This window comes from Bradyrhizobium sp. SZCCT0231 (assembly GCF_018130245.1).
GTDB lineage: Bacteria > Pseudomonadota > Alphaproteobacteria > Rhizobiales > Xanthobacteraceae > Bradyrhizobium > Bradyrhizobium japonicum_F.
Window position 1 is genome coordinate 86,041 of the sequence record NZ_JAFCKP010000019.1, and the last position, 14,782, is coordinate 100,822.

The window sequence follows — 14,782 nt, forward strand, 5'->3', positions numbered from 1 at the left end:
GCAGAATGTGGTTGCGCCACTGTTTTTCAAGGATTTGTTTTCTGCAGTATGGACACCGCTGCGACGGCGGTCGAAGGATGAGATCGACGATGGCGTGACGTACGGCGGGCATGGTTGGCTGAGGCGGAGGCCCGTTGATTCTTTTTTTTCCGCCCCGCGTATGCGAGGCGACGATGTTGCAGGAAGGCGTAGGCAATCATTGTCATCAGGGCATGGCGATGAAGACCTTGCCATGATCGCCCTTCGAAGTGATCAAGTCCAAGCTCCTCCTTCAACTGCTGATGCGCCTGCTCACAAATCCATCGTGCCTTGATGGTGGCGGCCAGTGTGCGCAGATCCGTCGCCGCAGGGAGGTTGGCGAGATAGTATTTCCTCTCCCCGGAGGCACGTTGCTCGCCAATGAGCCAAGCTTCGTCGCCCGGGAGATGCTGCTGACCTTTATCCCATATCCGCTGCGGAGGGCCGTCGGCGGTGCGGACACGGAGAGCAGCAAATCGCGCTTTCAGGCGACCTTTCGTCCCGCTGCGCCAACTCACGGTTTTCCATTTGGCGCTGGCCAGCATTTGTTCCGCCGCAATCGACAAGATATCTGGTACGTGGTGCTTTCGTGGCTTCCCGCGGACTTTGGTAATCGGCCAAATGAGCTGTACATCAACCGGATACACCTTGAGATGCCGAGGGATGCCAACGGCCCAGGCCAGGCCGCGGTCTGTTAGCCCTTGTCGAAACGGTGCGCTGAGCCCGTATCCTGCATCCGCCAGCACGCATCCAAAGCGCACGTTGGCTGCCATCGCTCGGTCAACCTCGGCCAAAGCAATTTCCGGCTTGGATCGTGCCGTTCGGTGTTCGATCGGCACGCGAGCACGCTTCAAACGAGACACACTGCCTGTCCAACTCTCGGGCAGAAAGAGACGCAATGCGACCATCACGGGCACTTCGCCGCGCGCAAGTGTCAGCGACACCAGCGTTTGGCAATTTGCCGTTTTGCCAAGAGAGGACGCATATTGAGCCGCGACACCAACCGAGCGTTCGCCCTTCTTCGGCATTGCCGTGTCGTCAATAACCAGCACCGCATCCTTGCCGCCGACAAGCCGGTCCGCCTGGTTGAGCAGTTCGGATTCCAACGGTGTCGCGTCCCAGACGCCATCGGCGATGAAATGGTGCAGCTGATCGTAGTTGCCGGTTGCAAGGCGTTCTGCCATCGGCTGAACGCTTTTGCGATCGCCAGGGCCGATCAATCCCGCAACGTACAGGGGGCACATCCGCTGCCGGGTCTTATGACCTAATCGGTCCAGGAACGGCTTCAGCCAGCGTTCGAGTTCGTCTTCCCATTCCGCCATTGGTCAGCCCTCCAAGAGCCGACCACCCATGAATCATTGAAAAATCGATTCGGGAATCCTAAAAAACGCGGCAAAAGCGATAATCTGCCAAAGTAGTGCTAGGTGGAACAAGCATAACCCGTCGCTCACAAATCCAATGACCGAAGACGATCCGACCGACGAAATCTCCGACATCGAAGACCGGATCGAGCGGCTCGCCGAGATCGCCGAGCGATGCCGGAAATACATCTTGGCGTCCAAGATCGCGATCGGCGGCGGCGCTGCGCTGCTGCTCGTGACGATCCTCGGGCTGTTCGGATTTGGTCAGACCGCAGCCCTTGGATCGATTGCGCTGGTGCTCGGGGGGATCGTTTCGCTAGGCTCGAATATCAGCACGCTGCGGCAGACGGACGAGGCCATCAGTGCTGCGGAGGCGCGGCGTTCGGCGTTGATTGGCAAGATCGACCTGCGCGTGGTCGCCGATACGCCGATGAAGCTGATGTGACGCGCACGCGTCTACGGTGCGTAGGGTGGGTTAGCCCTGCAGATGCGCAAAGCGCATCTGCAGGGCGTAACCCACCACTTGTCTCTCCGCGGCGGCAGAATTGGCGGGTTACGCCCAGCGGACTGCGCTTCGCGCAGCCGCAAGGCTAACCCACCCTACGAGGTCCCACGTGCCTTATCCGCCGCAGCAAAATGCGCCATCTGGTCGGCGTGCGCCTTGGCGAAGGCCGGGCGGGCGGTGGCGCGTGCGAGGTAGGCACGGCAAGCCGGATGGTCCGCGAGCCCGTCGAAACGATCGACGGGGCGCAGCACGTCCGCCATCAGCAGGTCGGCGACGGAGAAGGAGCCCGCCAGCCATTCGCGGCCAGCAAGCACCGCCTCCATACGTTTCAGGCGGAGCTTGAGGAACTCGTCGACGAATTTCCACGCCGGCGTGTCGTCCGCATGACCCATGAATTTCGACATTGCCCAGGGCAGGCTGGCCATCTCCACTGAATTGAGTGCAGCGAATACCCATTTCGTCGCTTCGCTGCGGCCGTGCGGATCTGATGGCATCAAGGCCGCACTCCGTTCGCCCAGATGCAGCAGGATGGCGCCGCTCTCGAAGATCGAGAGGTCGCCATCGGTCAGCCACGGCACCTGGCCGAAGGGCTGGTGCGCGAGATGCGCGGCGCCGCGATCGCCGAACGGCACGCTCGCGACGCGATAGGGCAGGTCAGCTTCTTCCAGCGCCCAGCGCACGCGAAGGTCGCGCACGAAACCCCTGGGCATCTCGGGAACCCAGTCAAAGGTGGTCAGCGTGAGGTCGGCCATTTTGCATCTCCATGTCGCTGTTCGAAGCAAGGACGTGCGAACAACGCGCGTTCCGACATGGGGGCGAAGTTTTTTCGTTACCGGCGACCGAAGCGGTTAGTCTTGGTTCAAACAACAGGAGGAAATCCGATGCCAGCAGCCTTCTTCGTCGTCCGCGCCATTGTGGCCGATCCCAGCAAGCGCGCTGCTTTCGATCGCTGGTACGAGACGGAACATCTGCCCGACGCGGTGAAGGCGTTCGGCGTGAGCAAAGCGTGGCGGTTCTGGAGCCTGGATGATCCCTCGCTGCACCAGGCGATGTATCAGTTCGATGACGAGGCAAAGCTGAATGCGATGCTGAACGGTGACGCGCTGCAAAAGCTCGTCGCCGACTTCAACCGCGACTGGCCCGACGTGAAACGCACGCGCGAGATGCTGGTGCTGGCGCAGGAGTTCGCGACTTAGCGAGGTCTGTAGCCCGGATGGAGCAAAGCGTAATCCGGGGTCTTCGCATGAAGCACAAATCCCGGATTGCGCTGCGCTCCATCCAGGCTACGAATTCTTCATCTTGGCCTGCATGAATCTGAACGCACGATTCAGCTTCGGTTCATGCCGTTACGGCGACACTCCTTCTGCATCACAGGCACGATGATCCAAGAAGGAAGAAGTCATGGAGCGCCGGAACTTTTTGAAGCTTGCATTGGGGATGACGGCGGGCGCCGCCGCCTTTGCCGCGACCGCCGCGCAGGCTGTGCCGCTGTCACCGCAGCCGGTCGGTGATCCCGCCCGCAAGCCGCAAGGCAATCCCGACGCTCATCCTGCCGTCACGAGCAGCGACGAAGCGGCGCAGCTGACGCCTGAGCAGGTTCACTGGCATGGCCATCACCGCCACTGGGGCTGGCACCACCGTCATTGGCGCCGGCATCACCGGCGCTGGCACCGCCGTCACTACTGGTAAGCTCGCGACAATTCGCGGACTGGACGGGGATCGCCGCTGGCGGTCCCCGTTTCGATTCGGGAAGCGCTCCGGTTCCGCGGCAGATGAATCGTCGGCAACAAAAAAAGGCCGCGCTGGCTTCCGCCGCGCGGCCATTCTGCAACGTAGTGGACGAGATCAGAACGGGCGGCAGCGGCCGGCGTACCAGCGGAAGCCGTAGGGGCACACACGCGCGCGGGGCACGACGACGACCGGGGGAGCGACCACCACGGGCGCGGGGCGCACAACCACCGCGCCACGCATCGGGCGGCAATTGCCATAGGGACCGCGATAGAATCCTCGGCCGCAGCCCTCGGCGGCGCTGGCCGCCTCGCTGAAACCGACGACGGCGCTCGCGAGCATGACGGCGGCAAACAGGTACTTCATCTGATCTTCCTTCTTGTCCTTGGGGGGGAGGCTTAGGGGCATGGCGCTTGCGGCGCACAATGAATCAAGAGACACGATTCGACACGTTAAATCTGGGACGTGCCGACACGCCGCGATCCAAACCTGCCAATCATGACCTGAATGCGGCATGAACGTTCCCCGCATCCTGCCTCAGACGACACGCAAGTGTCGCTAGCGGCCGAGAAAGCTCAGCACCAGCTCCCTGTACTTCTCCGGCGCCTCCAGGAAGACGAGATGGCCGGTGTCGGGGATCACCTCGGCCCGCGCATTCGGCATCTTCGCCGCCAGCGCCTTCGCGAGTTCGGCGTTCTGCCCCATTTTTGAGCGCAGCGCTTCCGGCGCGAGTGGCCGGCCCGGCGCGTTGTGGTCGTCGGCGCCCATGATGAACAGCGTCGGCAGCGCGATCAGCGGGATCTCGTGCGCCACCGGCTCGCGATAGATCATCTGGCCGGAAGAGACGAAGGCGCGCAGCCAGCGCGGATAGTCCGGGCTGCCCTTGATATTGAAGCGGGCATCGATGAAGGGCGTGATCGCCTCAGGCGGCAGCTTGATCGCGTAATTGGCCTGGAGCTGCTTGCGATAACCGTCCGCGGTGAGCTTGTCCTCGGTCTCGATCATCTTCTCGGTCGGCGTCGGTGGCACGTACAAGCGGTAGTCTTCGAGGCCGATCGGCGCGGTCAGCACCAGATGGGCGAGGCGGTCCGGATAGGCGCGGGCAATGCGCACGCCCAGCATGCCGCCGAGCGAATGCGCGACGATCTCGGCCTTGTCGATTTTGAGATGATCGAGCAGCGCGATGGTGTTGCGCGCCAGATTGTCGAAATGCAGCTCGCCCTGCGGCTTGGAGGACTTGCCGAAGCCGACCTGGTCCGGCACCACGACACGAAAGCCGGCCTCGCTCAGCATCTTGATCACGGGTGCCCAATAGCTCGACGGAAAATTGCGCCCGTGCAGCAGCACCACGGTGCGGCCGTTCGGCTGCGCCGGGGCGACGTCCATATAGGCCATGCTGAGCTGCTCGCTGTCATTGACGACGGGGAGCAAGTGCACGGGATAGGGATAGGCAAAGCCTTCGAGCGCAATGCCGTAGGGCTGGCGCGGTGCCGTTTCGGCGGCGCGGATGGATGTGAGTGGGAAAGCGAGGAGGGCGGCCGCGAGCGCGGCGGAGAGGAGGCGGTTCATTCGGGGTCTCGTAATTGGAGCCGTCATTCCGGGGCGCGCAGCGCGAACCCGGAATCTCGAGATTCCGGGTCTGGTCCTTCGGACCATCCCGGATGACAGTGGCCATAAACGCGTGGATGGCCGGGTCAAGCCCGGCCATGAAGGCGGCAGTCGTTCACACGTGATTGTGTGCTGTCACGCGATTGTCGTGACTAATCCTGCCCGCTGCCGAACAACGCAGCAAACTGCTTCTCGCCGGTGCGCGTGAAATTCACGACGCGGCTGCCGGGCGTAGGATCGCGCGCGGCCCATTTCAGCTCGGCAAAGCGCTGCATCATGGCCGCGCCCAGCGTGCCGGCGAGATGATGGCGCCGCTCGCTCCAGTCGAGGCAGGCCTTGCAGACCGGGCGGCGCGGGTGGCTGAGCATGTCGGGCGAGATCTGCAGGTGCTTGACAAGAAAGCGCTCGCCCTCGGCGGTCAGCTCGATCTCCTGCTTCCTCTGCCTGACCAGATGCCGCTCGCGCAAGGAGTCGAGCATCTGCACGCCGAGATCGCCGGCGAGATGGTCATAGCAGATCCGCGCGCGCCGCAGCGCAGGGTCCTTCGGTCCGGTGCGCACGCGCATGTGGCCGGTGCGCGCGGCAAGGCCCGCAAGCCCCTCGAGCACGCCGGCGACGTCGTCGTCGGTGAGGCGGTAGTAGCGATGCCGGCCCTGCTTCTCCGGCTCCACCAGCCCGCCAGCCTCGAGCTTCGAAAGATGCGAGCTCGCGGTCTGCGGCGTGATGCCGGCCTCCTGTGCCAGCTCGCTCGCCGTGAGCGCACGGCCGTTCATCAGCGCCGTGAGCATATTGGCGCGGGCGGGATCGCCGACCAGCGAGGCGACCATGGCGATGTCGGGGCCTGATTTCATGCTTCGATGGTAGCCGAAGCATTGTGGTCGGGCAAGCGCGTAGCTTCTCACGACGTCGTCATGCGAGGAGCCGTAGGGTGGGCAAAGGAGCGTAGCGACGTGCCCACCAATCATCGTTGCGAAGCAACGACGTGGGCACGCTTCGCTTTGCCCACCCTACGAGACCTTGCTGCGTTCGCAATGACGGCGGAAAACACAGGAGCCCATCATGTCCGTCACCGTCTTCATCCGCTACCAGCTCGATCCCTTCAAGCGCGCGCAGTTCGAGGAATATGCGAGGCGCTGGCTCACCATCATCCCGAAATGCGGCGGCGACCTGATCGGCTATTTCATGCCGCATGAGGGCACCAACAACATCGCGTTTGCGCTGATCAGCTTCGAGAGCCTGGCCGCCTATGAGGCCTATCGCGCACGGCTGCGGCAGGATGCGGAGGGCATGGCGAATTTCCACTTCGCCGAGGAACACAAATTCATCCTCGCCGAAGAGCGCACCTTCCTGCGCAAGGTGGTATTGTAGCCCACCAACAGCAGGAGACGCCCATGATCGCCGTGATCTTCGAGGTCTGGCCCAAGCCGGAACACCGCCAGACCTATTTCGACCTCGCAGCCGATCTGAAGCCGCTGCTGCAAACCATCGACGGCTTCATCTCGGTCGAGCGTTTCGAGAGCCTGACCGAGAAGGGCAAGATCCTGTCGGTGTCGTTCTGGCGGGACGAGGCGGCCGTGCAGGCCTGGCGCAACACCATGGAGCACCGCCGCACCCAGGCCAGGGGCAGGGCGCAGATCTTCGCCGATTATCATCTGCGCATCGCCAGCGTCATCCGCGACTACGGCATGAACGATCGCGACGAGGCGCCGAAGGACAGCCGCGCCGTGCATGACGCGCACTAGCGGACTTGAAAACGCGCGCCTATCTCTGCGCGGCCAACAAGGGAGAGAAACATGCACGTGACGACCGCTGACAAGCGCGCGACGTTCAACAAGTTGCACGAGAGCGGCTGCTTCATCCTGCCCAATCCGGTCGACGTCGGCAGCGCGAAGGCCTTGCAACATCTCGGTTTCAAGGCGATTGCGTCATCGAGCGCTGGCTTCGCCTGGACCATCGGCAAGGCGGACAATCACGTCGGCGTCGAGGACGTCTGTCAGCATCTGGCAGCATTGAGCTCGGCCGTCGACATCCCCGTGAACGCCGATTTCGAGGGCGGCTTTGCGGTCGAGCCGGACATGGTCGCCGACAATGTCGAGCGCTGTGTGCGTACCGGCGTCGCGGGCCTGTCGATCGAGGATTCCACCGGCGACAAGGACAAGCCGCTCTACGACCGCGTGCTGGCGGTCGAGCGCATCAAGGCCTCCCGCAGGGCGATCGGCGACAGCGGCACGCTGCTGGTCGGGCGCTGTGAGGCCTATTTGTGGGGCGTGACTGATCTCAAGCTGGTCATCGACCGGCTCACGGCTTACGCGGATGCTGGTGCCGACTGCCTCTACGCGCCGGGCCTGAAGAGCCGCGAGGACATCGCTGCGGCGGTGAAGGCTGTCGCACCGAAACCGTTCAACCTGCTGATCGGCGGCTCCGGCCTGTCGTTGCGAGAAGCCGAAGATCTCGGCGTGCGCCGCATCAGCGTCGGCGGCTCGCTCGCCCGCGCCGCCTGGGGCGGCTTCATGCGCGCGGCGAAGGAGATGGCGGAAAAGGGAACGTTCACCGAGCTTGGCGGCGGCTATCCCGGCGGCGAGCTCAACAAGATGTTCAGCTAAGCGAAGAGCGGCGGGATGTTGAGTCCCGCCGCTCTACCTTGTGACTGTTACTTCGCGCCGTCGGACGGAGCCGGGGCCGGCTTGGTCGGCGCCGCACCCGTGGTCGTGCCCGGCTCGGTGTTGCTGCGCGGCGTTAGGTCACGCATGCCGGGAGGGGCGGCCGGATTGGCCGGCGCCGTCTGCTGAGCAGTTCGCGAAGCCGGCTCGTTGCTCGCCTGGTTGCCCGTGGTGGTGTTGTTCAGGCCGTAGAACACGGCGCCGAGCACCAGGGCGACGGCCACGGCAAACAGTGCGATCCTGCCGCTGGAGGCAGGGCCTTCGCCAAGCTCGGGATCGGCCTGAAGGTCGGCATCCCGGCGTGCCGCGCGAAGATACTCATCGTCGGCGAGGTTCGGGCGATACGGATCGTTGGGAAAACGGTCGTCAGCCATCGATTGGTCTCCTCGGTTATGACGCCGGGACAACCCTCAGGTGCGAGATTCCGTTCCACCCCCTTTGTGCTTTCGTCGCATGTTGCCTTGGCCCCGGGAATCGGGAACCTGTTCCGCCGGGAGCGCCGCGCGTGAGTTCCATTGCGCGAGGAGGGAACAGGGGGATGTGGAGCCTGCCACCGACCGATAGCGTGCTGCACTTCCTGTCGCTGATCGCGCTGGCTGCGCAGGGGATGACGGCCGCGCTCGCTGCCGGACGCCGCAGCATGGACTGGTTAGGGGTCGGCTTCCTCGGCTGCATCACCGCGCTCGGCGGCGGCACGCTGCGCGATCTCTTCCTCGGACATTATCCGCTGGCCTGGGTCGCCAACCCCATCTATCTCGCGCTCGCCGGCGGCGCCGCCTTCGTCACCATCCTGATCGCGCGTCTTGTGCACCGGCTGAAGGTCGCCTTCATCGTGCTCGATGCCATCGGTCTCGTCGTCTTCACCATGGCCGGCTGCGACGTTGCCTGGCAGATGGATGCGACGCTGCCCATCGTGATCGTCTCCGGCATGGTGACGGGCTGTGCCGGCGGCGTGCTCCGCGACGTGCTCTGCAACGACGTGCCGCTGCTGTTCCGCTCCGAGCTCTACGCCAGCGTCTCGGTGGTGACCGGCCTGTTCTACGCCACCGCCTTCGGCCTGAAGCTCAACGCGGAGCTCTGGACTATCCTGACCTTCGTGCTCGGCATCAGCTTCCGCCTGCTCGCGGTGCGCTACAAATGGGAGATGCCGAAATTTGTCTTCGCGGGGGATGAAGAGAGGTGAGCGCTGTCGCGCGCGAATGGCGAATAGCGAATAGTTCTGGGCCATTCGCCACTCACTATTCCCCATTCGCCTCTCGCTTCCTTGCCTTCGCCACCTGCGATGGCGCCACCAGTGGCGCGGCGTTGCCCCAGGAATTGCGGATGTAGTTCGTCACCGCCGCGATCTCGCCGTCGGACAATTGCTTGGCATAGCCCGGCATCTCGCCGGTGTTGGGTGCACGCGGCGTCGTCACGGTATGGGCGCCGTCGAGGATGATGCGCAAGGTCGAGGATGGATTGATCGATTGCAGCAGCGCATTGCCCGGCAGCGGCGGGTAGATGCGCGGCGCGCCCGTGCCGTCGGCCTCGTGGCAGGCGATGCAGAGTTTTGCATAGACGGCCTGGCCGGCCTTCATCTCGGCATCGTCGGGCGGCGTCACGATCGTCTCGCGCCGTGCCGGCGGCAGGCTCTTCAGATACAGCGCGATCGCGCGCACATCGGTATCGCTCATCTTCGCCGTGGATTTGACGATCACCTCGGCCATCGGACCGTCAGCATGACTCCTCGCGTTGCGTCCGCTTTGCAGATACTCTGCGATGTCCTCTTCGCTCCAGGATTTCAGCCCGGTGCGCGTGGCGCCATCGAGCCTTGGCGCGTACCAGCCGTCGACCTCGTTGCCCGAGAGTGCCTGCGCCTGCTTGTCGGCGCCAAAATAGTTCTTCGGTGTATGGCAGGCGCCGCAATGGCCGAGCCCGGTGACGAGATAGCCGCCTCTGTTCCAGGCCGCGCTCTTGCTCTGGTCCGGCTCGAACAGGCCGGGCTTGAAGTACATGGCGTTCCAGATCCGCATCAGGCCGCGATAGCCGAACGGCCAGCGCAGCTCCGGCGGCTTGTTGCGGCTGGTGACGGGCGCAAGCGTGCCGAGATAGGCCCGGATCGCCAGCGTGTCGTCCTTCGTCATCTTCGTGAAGTAGGGGTAGGGGAAGGCCGGGTAGTAGTTCGAGCCATCGGGCGCGATCCCGTAGCGCAGGGCGCGGGTGAAATCGGCATCCGCCCAGGCGCCGATCCCGGTGTCGCGGTCGGGCGTCAGGTTCGGCGTATAGATCGCGCCGAAAGGCGTGGCGATCCGCTTTCCGCCCGCGAAGGGCCTCTCCGGATCGGCGGTGTGGCAGCCCGCGCAGCCGCCGGCCTCGACCAGCGCCTTGCCATAGGCGATCAACTCCGGCGACGGTTCGGCGGCCCGGGCCGCGCTTGTGACCACACTTGCAACCGCGCTGCACAACGCCAAACCCGCAAGGGCCAAGCCAGCCAGAATCGTTCGCATCGAAAGCCTCTCCTGCGACCAGTCGACCTCTCCCGCGTGAAAGGAGCGTCAATTCATTTCGCGACAGCGGGGGTATGGTGACACAAATTGAAAATGCCCGACGCCTTTGCAGCCACGAAATTGCGATTTTTACCCGGCGCTCCCTTTGGTCCAGATTTGTGATGCGTCGCGTTAAATATCCGACATAGAGTGGCGGAGGTGGTCGGCGCGCCCTAGCTAAAAACGACGGGCAGGCAACGGCTTAGGCAGCCAAACGCTCAAAAGGGCGGATGAGGACAAGAATGGGCATCAACCAGGGTCCGATCAGTCTCGATCAGAAATACACGCAAGCTACCGGACATGTCTTCACCACGGGCATCCAGGCGCTGGTCCGCCTGCCGATGGCCCAGATCCGGCGCGACCGCGCCAACGGCCTCAACACCGCAGGCTTCATCTCCGGCTATCGCGGCTCGCCGCTGGGCGGCTATGACCAGCAACTCTTCGCCGCCCGCAAGCATCTCGAACAGTACAACATCAAGTTCCAGCCCGGCGTGAACGAGGACCTCGCCGCAACCGCCGTCTGGGGTTCGCAGCAGCTCAACCTTTCGCCGGGCGCCAAGTATGACGGCGTGGTTGGCATCTGGTACGGCAAGGGGCCTGGCGTCGACCGCTGCGGCGACGTGTTCCGCCACGGCAATGCCGCCGGCTCGGCCAAGCACGGCGGCGTGCTGTGCCTTGCCGGCGACGATCACGGCGCCAAATCCTCCACCGTCCCGCATCAGTCCGACCACGCCTTCATCTCGGCGCTGATGCCGTATCTCTATCCCTCCAGCATCCACGAGATGATCGAGATGGGCCTGCTCGGCATCGCGATGTCGCGCTATTCGGGCTGCTGGGTCGGCATGAAGGTGATCACGGAGACGGTGGAGACCACCGCCGAGATCGACCTCACCGACGAGATGAAGCCCTTCATCATTCCCACCGATTTCGAGTTGCCGCCCGGCGGCCTCAATCTGCGCTGGCCCGACGACCGTTTCGAGCAGGACCGCCGCCTGCAGGACTACAAGGGCTTTGCCGCGATCGCCTTTGCCCGCGCCAACAAGGTCAACCGCATCACCATGGATTCGCCGAACGCGCGCTTCGGCATCATGGCGTCGGGCAAGAGCTATGAGGACGTCCGCCAGGCGCTGCGCGAGCTGGGGATCACCGAGGAGGTCGCCGCCAAGATCGGCCTTCGCCTCTACAAGATCGGCATGCCCTGGCCGCTGGAGCCGGAAGGCGTGCGTCAGTTCGCGGTCGGCCTCGAAGAAATTTTCATCGTCGAGGAACGCCGCGAGATCGTCGAGAACCAGGTCAAGCAGGAGCTGTTCAACTGGCGCGACGACGTCCGCCCGCGCATCGTCGGCAAGATGGACGAGCACGACAAGCGCTTCCTGACCTTCGCCGCCGAGCTCAGCGTGGCCTCGCTGGCGACCTCGCTTACCGAGCGACTTCTTAGACTTAATCTCAATCCCGAAATTGCGGAGATGCTCCGCGTCAAGGCCGACTGGTTCAACGGCCGCCAGGCCACGCAGATGCAGGCGGTCGCGCCCGTCTCCCGAACCCCGTATTTCTGCTCCGGCTGTCCCCACAACACGTCGACCAAGGTCCCCGAGGGAAGTCGCGCGCTCGCCGGCATCGGCTGCCATTTCATGGCGCTGTGGATGGACCGTTCGACCGAGACCTTCACCCATATGGGCGGCGAGGGCGTGCCCTGGGTCGGCATCGCGCCCTTCACCAACGAGAACCACATCTTCGCCAATCTCGGCGACGGCACTTATTTCCACTCCGGCATCCTGGCGATCCGCCAGGCGATCGCCTCCAAGGCCAACATTACCTACAAGATCCTCTACAACGACGCCGTCGCCATGACCGGCGGCCAGCGTCATGACGGCGATCTCTCGCCGCAGAAGATCATGGCCCAGCTTCATGCCGAGGGCATCAGCGAGATCTATCTCGTCTCGGAAAACCCGGACGCCTACCCGGCCGATACCATCGCGCCCGGCGTGAAGAAGTATCACCGCGACGAGCTCGACAACGTCATGAAGATGTGCCGCGAATACAAGGGCACGTCGGCGATCGTGTTCGTGCAGACCTGTGCCGCCGAGAAGCGCCGTCGCCGCAAGCGCGGTCTGATGGAGGATCCCGCGCGCCGCGTCATGATCAACCCCGCCGTCTGCGAAGGTTGCGGCGATTGCTCGGTGCAGTCGAACTGCATCTCGGTCGAACCGCTGGAGACCGAGTTCGGCCGCAAGCGCGCCATCAACCAGTCGTCCTGCAACAAGGATTATTCCTGCCTGAAAGGATTTTGTCCGTCCTTCGTCACCATCGACGGCGGCGCGCCGCGCCACCGCGCACCTAGCGAGTTCGCTGAGATCGGCGAGCTGCCTGAGCCGGCCTCGCGCCCGACACTCGACAAGCCCTACAACATCGCGGTCGGCGGCGTCGGCGGCACCGGCGTGCTCACCATCGGCGCGCTGCTCGGCATGGCCGCTCATATCGAGGGCAAGGCCTCGATGATTTTGGATATGTCGGGCCTGGCGCAAAAGGGCGGGGCGGTGCTCAGCCATGTCCGCCTGTCGGATCATCCGGCGGAAGTGACCTGTTCGCGCATCGTCACCGGCACGGCCGATCTCGTGCTCGCCGCGGACGAGGTGGTCGCGGTCGCCAAGGACACCATCTCGCTCTGCGACTCCAGCCGCACCCGCGGCATCATCAACAGCCACGTCATTCCTACCGCGGATTTCATCCTCAACCGCGACTTCAACTTCCAGACCCGCAAGCTGAATGCGGTGCTGGAGACGGCGCTGCACAAGGACTCCGTGTTCTTCGACTTCACCAAGCCGGCCGAGCAGCTGCTCGGCGATGCCATCGCCACCAATATGATGATGATGGGCTATGCCTATCAGAAGGGTCTCTTGCCGCTATCCGCGGAAGCGATCGAGCAGGCGATCGAGGTCAACGGCGTCTCGATCAAGATGAACAAGGAAGCCTTCCGCCTCGGCCGTCTCGCAGTCGCCGACCCCAAGCGTCTCGCCGACATGCTGAAGGGAACGGACGAGGTGGTCGCGCCGAAGACCCTGGATGCGATGACACTGGACGAGGTCATCGAGCATCGCGCCAAGCACCTGACCGCCTATCAGAGCAGCCGTCTCGCCAAGCGCTATCGCAAGCTGGTCGACCAGGTCCGTGATGCCGCCAAGCAGGGCGGCTATGGCGATGCGCTGCCGCGCGCGGTCGCGGTGAACTACGCCAAGCTCCTGGCCTACAAGGACGAATACGAGGTCGCGCGTCTTTACACGGACGGTGCGTTCGAGCAGCAGCTCCGCGACCAGTTCGAGGGCGACTTCAAGTTCAACTTCAATCTCGCGCCGCCGATCCTCAGCAATGGCGTCGACGCGCTCGGCCGCCCAAAGAAGCGCGCCTTCGGCCCCTGGATGCTGAACGTCTTCCGCGTCCTGGCAAAATTCAAGTTCCTGCGCGGCACGCCCTTCGACATTTTCGGCCGCAGCGCCGACCGCAAGCTCGAGCGCGACCTGATCGCCGGCTATGAAAAGGACGTCGCCACCGTGCTCGGCCTGTTGTCCCCGGTCACGATCGACACCGCGGTCGAACTGCTCGCGCTGCCCGACCGCATCCGCGGCTACGGCCCGGTGAAGGAGAAGGCGGTGAACGACGCAAAAGCCCGCTACGCCCAGCTCGCCGCCGACCTCGCCAATCCGCCGCCCGCGCCGCGGCAGATCGCGGCCGAGTAGGGCGGTCCTGTAGGGTGGGCAAAGGCGCACTTGCGCCGTGCCCACGACCTGGCCATGATTACGCAAAAGACGTAGGCACGCTTCGCTTTGCCCACCCTACGACACCGTCCGTTGCGTTGCCCGTCGGGCAAGACACACAATAGACCGGTCAATCCGCCTGCGCAAAAATATGCCGCTTTACCGAAATTCGGAATTGTCGTATTGATCTGCCACCTCATCCCCCTCAGAGGGGCGTATCGCGATCGTCACGAAACGCGGGGTGAGCGGCGGTGGACGCGGGCTGCGTCGCACGAGGGATTGTCTCGGGCGCACGACAGGCGCGGTCTCGCGTACGGCAAAATCGTGTGGTCCTGACGCCCGGGGTCTGTGCGTCAAGTCTTGCGATCGCTTGCAAGGCGACGGGGGCAATAGTGCATCGCTCCCCGGGGAGAGCGCGACATAAGCCGTAAAACCACTGCGCAGGGAAGGCCGGATGTTTGGCCGCACCTGTATGCCGCTGTGCATCTGTTCTTCGCGCAATTCGCGCACAGCGGACCGTGGGTGCCCAGCCGGCACCCGGTCTTCCCCATAGGCGTTAAGGTAGCGCAGGCATGGATTGATACCGACGTTTTCGGGGAGGCTCGCGCAGGTGCCGCCCAAGCGC

At 63.9% G+C, this 14,782-nt stretch carries 14 protein-coding genes and 1 pseudogene; 8 read left to right on the forward strand and 7 right to left on the reverse strand.

Annotated features, from left to right (window positions below; all coding sequences use genetic code 11):
• Positions 1-26: 26 nt before the first annotated feature.
• Positions 27-1,377, reverse strand: a pseudogene (locus JQ566_RS30125) (IS701 family transposase).
• Positions 1,378-1,476: 99 nt separating this feature from the next.
• Between JQ566_RS30125 and JQ566_RS30130 the strand changes: the two are divergent.
• Positions 1,477-1,824, forward strand: a complete 348-nt coding sequence (locus tag JQ566_RS30130; protein ID WP_212379146.1) for a hypothetical protein — start codon at positions 1,477-1,479, stop codon at positions 1,822-1,824.
• A gap of 155 nt (positions 1,825-1,979) precedes the next feature.
• Here the strand turns inward: JQ566_RS30130 and JQ566_RS30135 are convergent, their stop codons facing one another.
• Complete coding sequence (locus JQ566_RS30135) at positions 1,980-2,636, reverse strand: glutathione S-transferase family protein (RefSeq protein ID WP_212379148.1); 657 nt, start codon at positions 2,634-2,636, stop codon at positions 1,980-1,982.
• Positions 2,637-2,765: 129 nt separating this feature from the next.
• On the opposite strand from JQ566_RS30135, the gene JQ566_RS30140 reads away from it, so the two are divergent.
• Positions 2,766-3,080: a hypothetical protein gene (locus JQ566_RS30140; RefSeq protein WP_212379150.1), complete on the forward strand. Its 315-nt coding sequence runs from the start codon at positions 2,766-2,768 to the stop codon at positions 3,078-3,080.
• A 205-nt stretch (positions 3,081-3,285) separates the two neighbouring features.
• Positions 3,286-3,573, forward strand: coding sequence for a twin-arginine translocation signal domain-containing protein (locus JQ566_RS30145; RefSeq protein WP_212379152.1), 288 nt, complete (start codon positions 3,286-3,288; stop codon positions 3,571-3,573).
• Between the two features lie 156 nt (positions 3,574-3,729).
• Here the strand turns inward: JQ566_RS30145 and JQ566_RS30150 are convergent, their stop codons facing one another.
• The 3 genes from JQ566_RS30150 to JQ566_RS30160 all read right to left on the reverse strand — a co-directional run bounded on the left by JQ566_RS30150 (position 3,730) and on the right by JQ566_RS30160 (position 6,071).
• Positions 3,730-3,978 (reverse strand): GCG_CRPN prefix-to-repeats domain-containing protein, encoded by a 249-nt coding sequence (locus JQ566_RS30150; RefSeq protein WP_212379173.1) that lies wholly within the window; start codon positions 3,976-3,978, stop codon positions 3,730-3,732.
• 192 nt (positions 3,979-4,170) lie between these two features.
• Positions 4,171-5,181, reverse strand: coding sequence for an alpha/beta fold hydrolase (locus JQ566_RS30155; protein WP_212379154.1), 1,011 nt, complete (start codon positions 5,179-5,181; stop codon positions 4,171-4,173).
• A gap of 191 nt (positions 5,182-5,372) precedes the next feature.
• Positions 5,373-6,071 (reverse strand): winged helix-turn-helix domain-containing protein, encoded by a 699-nt coding sequence (locus tag JQ566_RS30160; protein ID WP_212379156.1) that lies wholly within the window; start codon positions 6,069-6,071, stop codon positions 5,373-5,375.
• Positions 6,072-6,279: 208 nt separating this feature from the next.
• Here JQ566_RS30160 and JQ566_RS30165 point away from each other — a divergent pair, with 208 nt between their 5' ends.
• From JQ566_RS30165 to JQ566_RS30175, 3 genes are read left to right on the forward strand one after another with little or no spacing between them, the layout of a single operon-like run.
• A complete protein-coding gene (locus JQ566_RS30165; RefSeq protein WP_212379158.1) occupies positions 6,280-6,588 on the forward strand; it encodes an NIPSNAP family protein in 309 nt (102 codons plus the stop codon).
• A gap of 23 nt (positions 6,589-6,611) precedes the next feature.
• On the forward strand, positions 6,612-6,962 hold the full coding sequence (locus JQ566_RS30170; RefSeq protein ID WP_036011104.1) for an antibiotic biosynthesis monooxygenase family protein: 351 nt from the start codon (positions 6,612-6,614) through the stop codon (positions 6,960-6,962).
• Positions 6,963-7,013: 51 nt separating this feature from the next.
• A complete protein-coding gene (locus JQ566_RS30175; protein ID WP_212379160.1) occupies positions 7,014-7,823 on the forward strand; it encodes an isocitrate lyase/PEP mutase family protein in 810 nt (269 codons plus the stop codon).
• A gap of 47 nt (positions 7,824-7,870) precedes the next feature.
• Here the strand turns inward: JQ566_RS30175 and JQ566_RS30180 are convergent, their stop codons facing one another.
• A complete protein-coding gene (locus JQ566_RS30180; RefSeq protein ID WP_212379162.1) occupies positions 7,871-8,254 on the reverse strand; it encodes a hypothetical protein in 384 nt (127 codons plus the stop codon).
• A gap of 164 nt (positions 8,255-8,418) precedes the next feature.
• On the opposite strand from JQ566_RS30180, the gene JQ566_RS30185 reads away from it, so the two are divergent.
• Positions 8,419-9,063 (forward strand): trimeric intracellular cation channel family protein, encoded by a 645-nt coding sequence (locus JQ566_RS30185; RefSeq protein ID WP_212379165.1) that lies wholly within the window; start codon positions 8,419-8,421, stop codon positions 9,061-9,063.
• A gap of 55 nt (positions 9,064-9,118) precedes the next feature.
• On the opposite strand, the gene JQ566_RS30190 is transcribed toward JQ566_RS30185, so the two are convergent.
• A complete protein-coding gene (locus JQ566_RS30190; protein ID WP_212379167.1) occupies positions 9,119-10,366 on the reverse strand; it encodes a c-type cytochrome in 1,248 nt (415 codons plus the stop codon).
• A 281-nt stretch (positions 10,367-10,647) separates the two neighbouring features.
• Between JQ566_RS30190 and JQ566_RS30195 the strand changes: the two genes are divergently transcribed.
• Complete coding sequence (locus JQ566_RS30195; RefSeq protein ID WP_212379169.1) at positions 10,648-14,139, forward strand: indolepyruvate ferredoxin oxidoreductase family protein; 3,492 nt, start codon at positions 10,648-10,650, stop codon at positions 14,137-14,139.
• Positions 14,140-14,782: the final 643 nt, after the last annotated feature.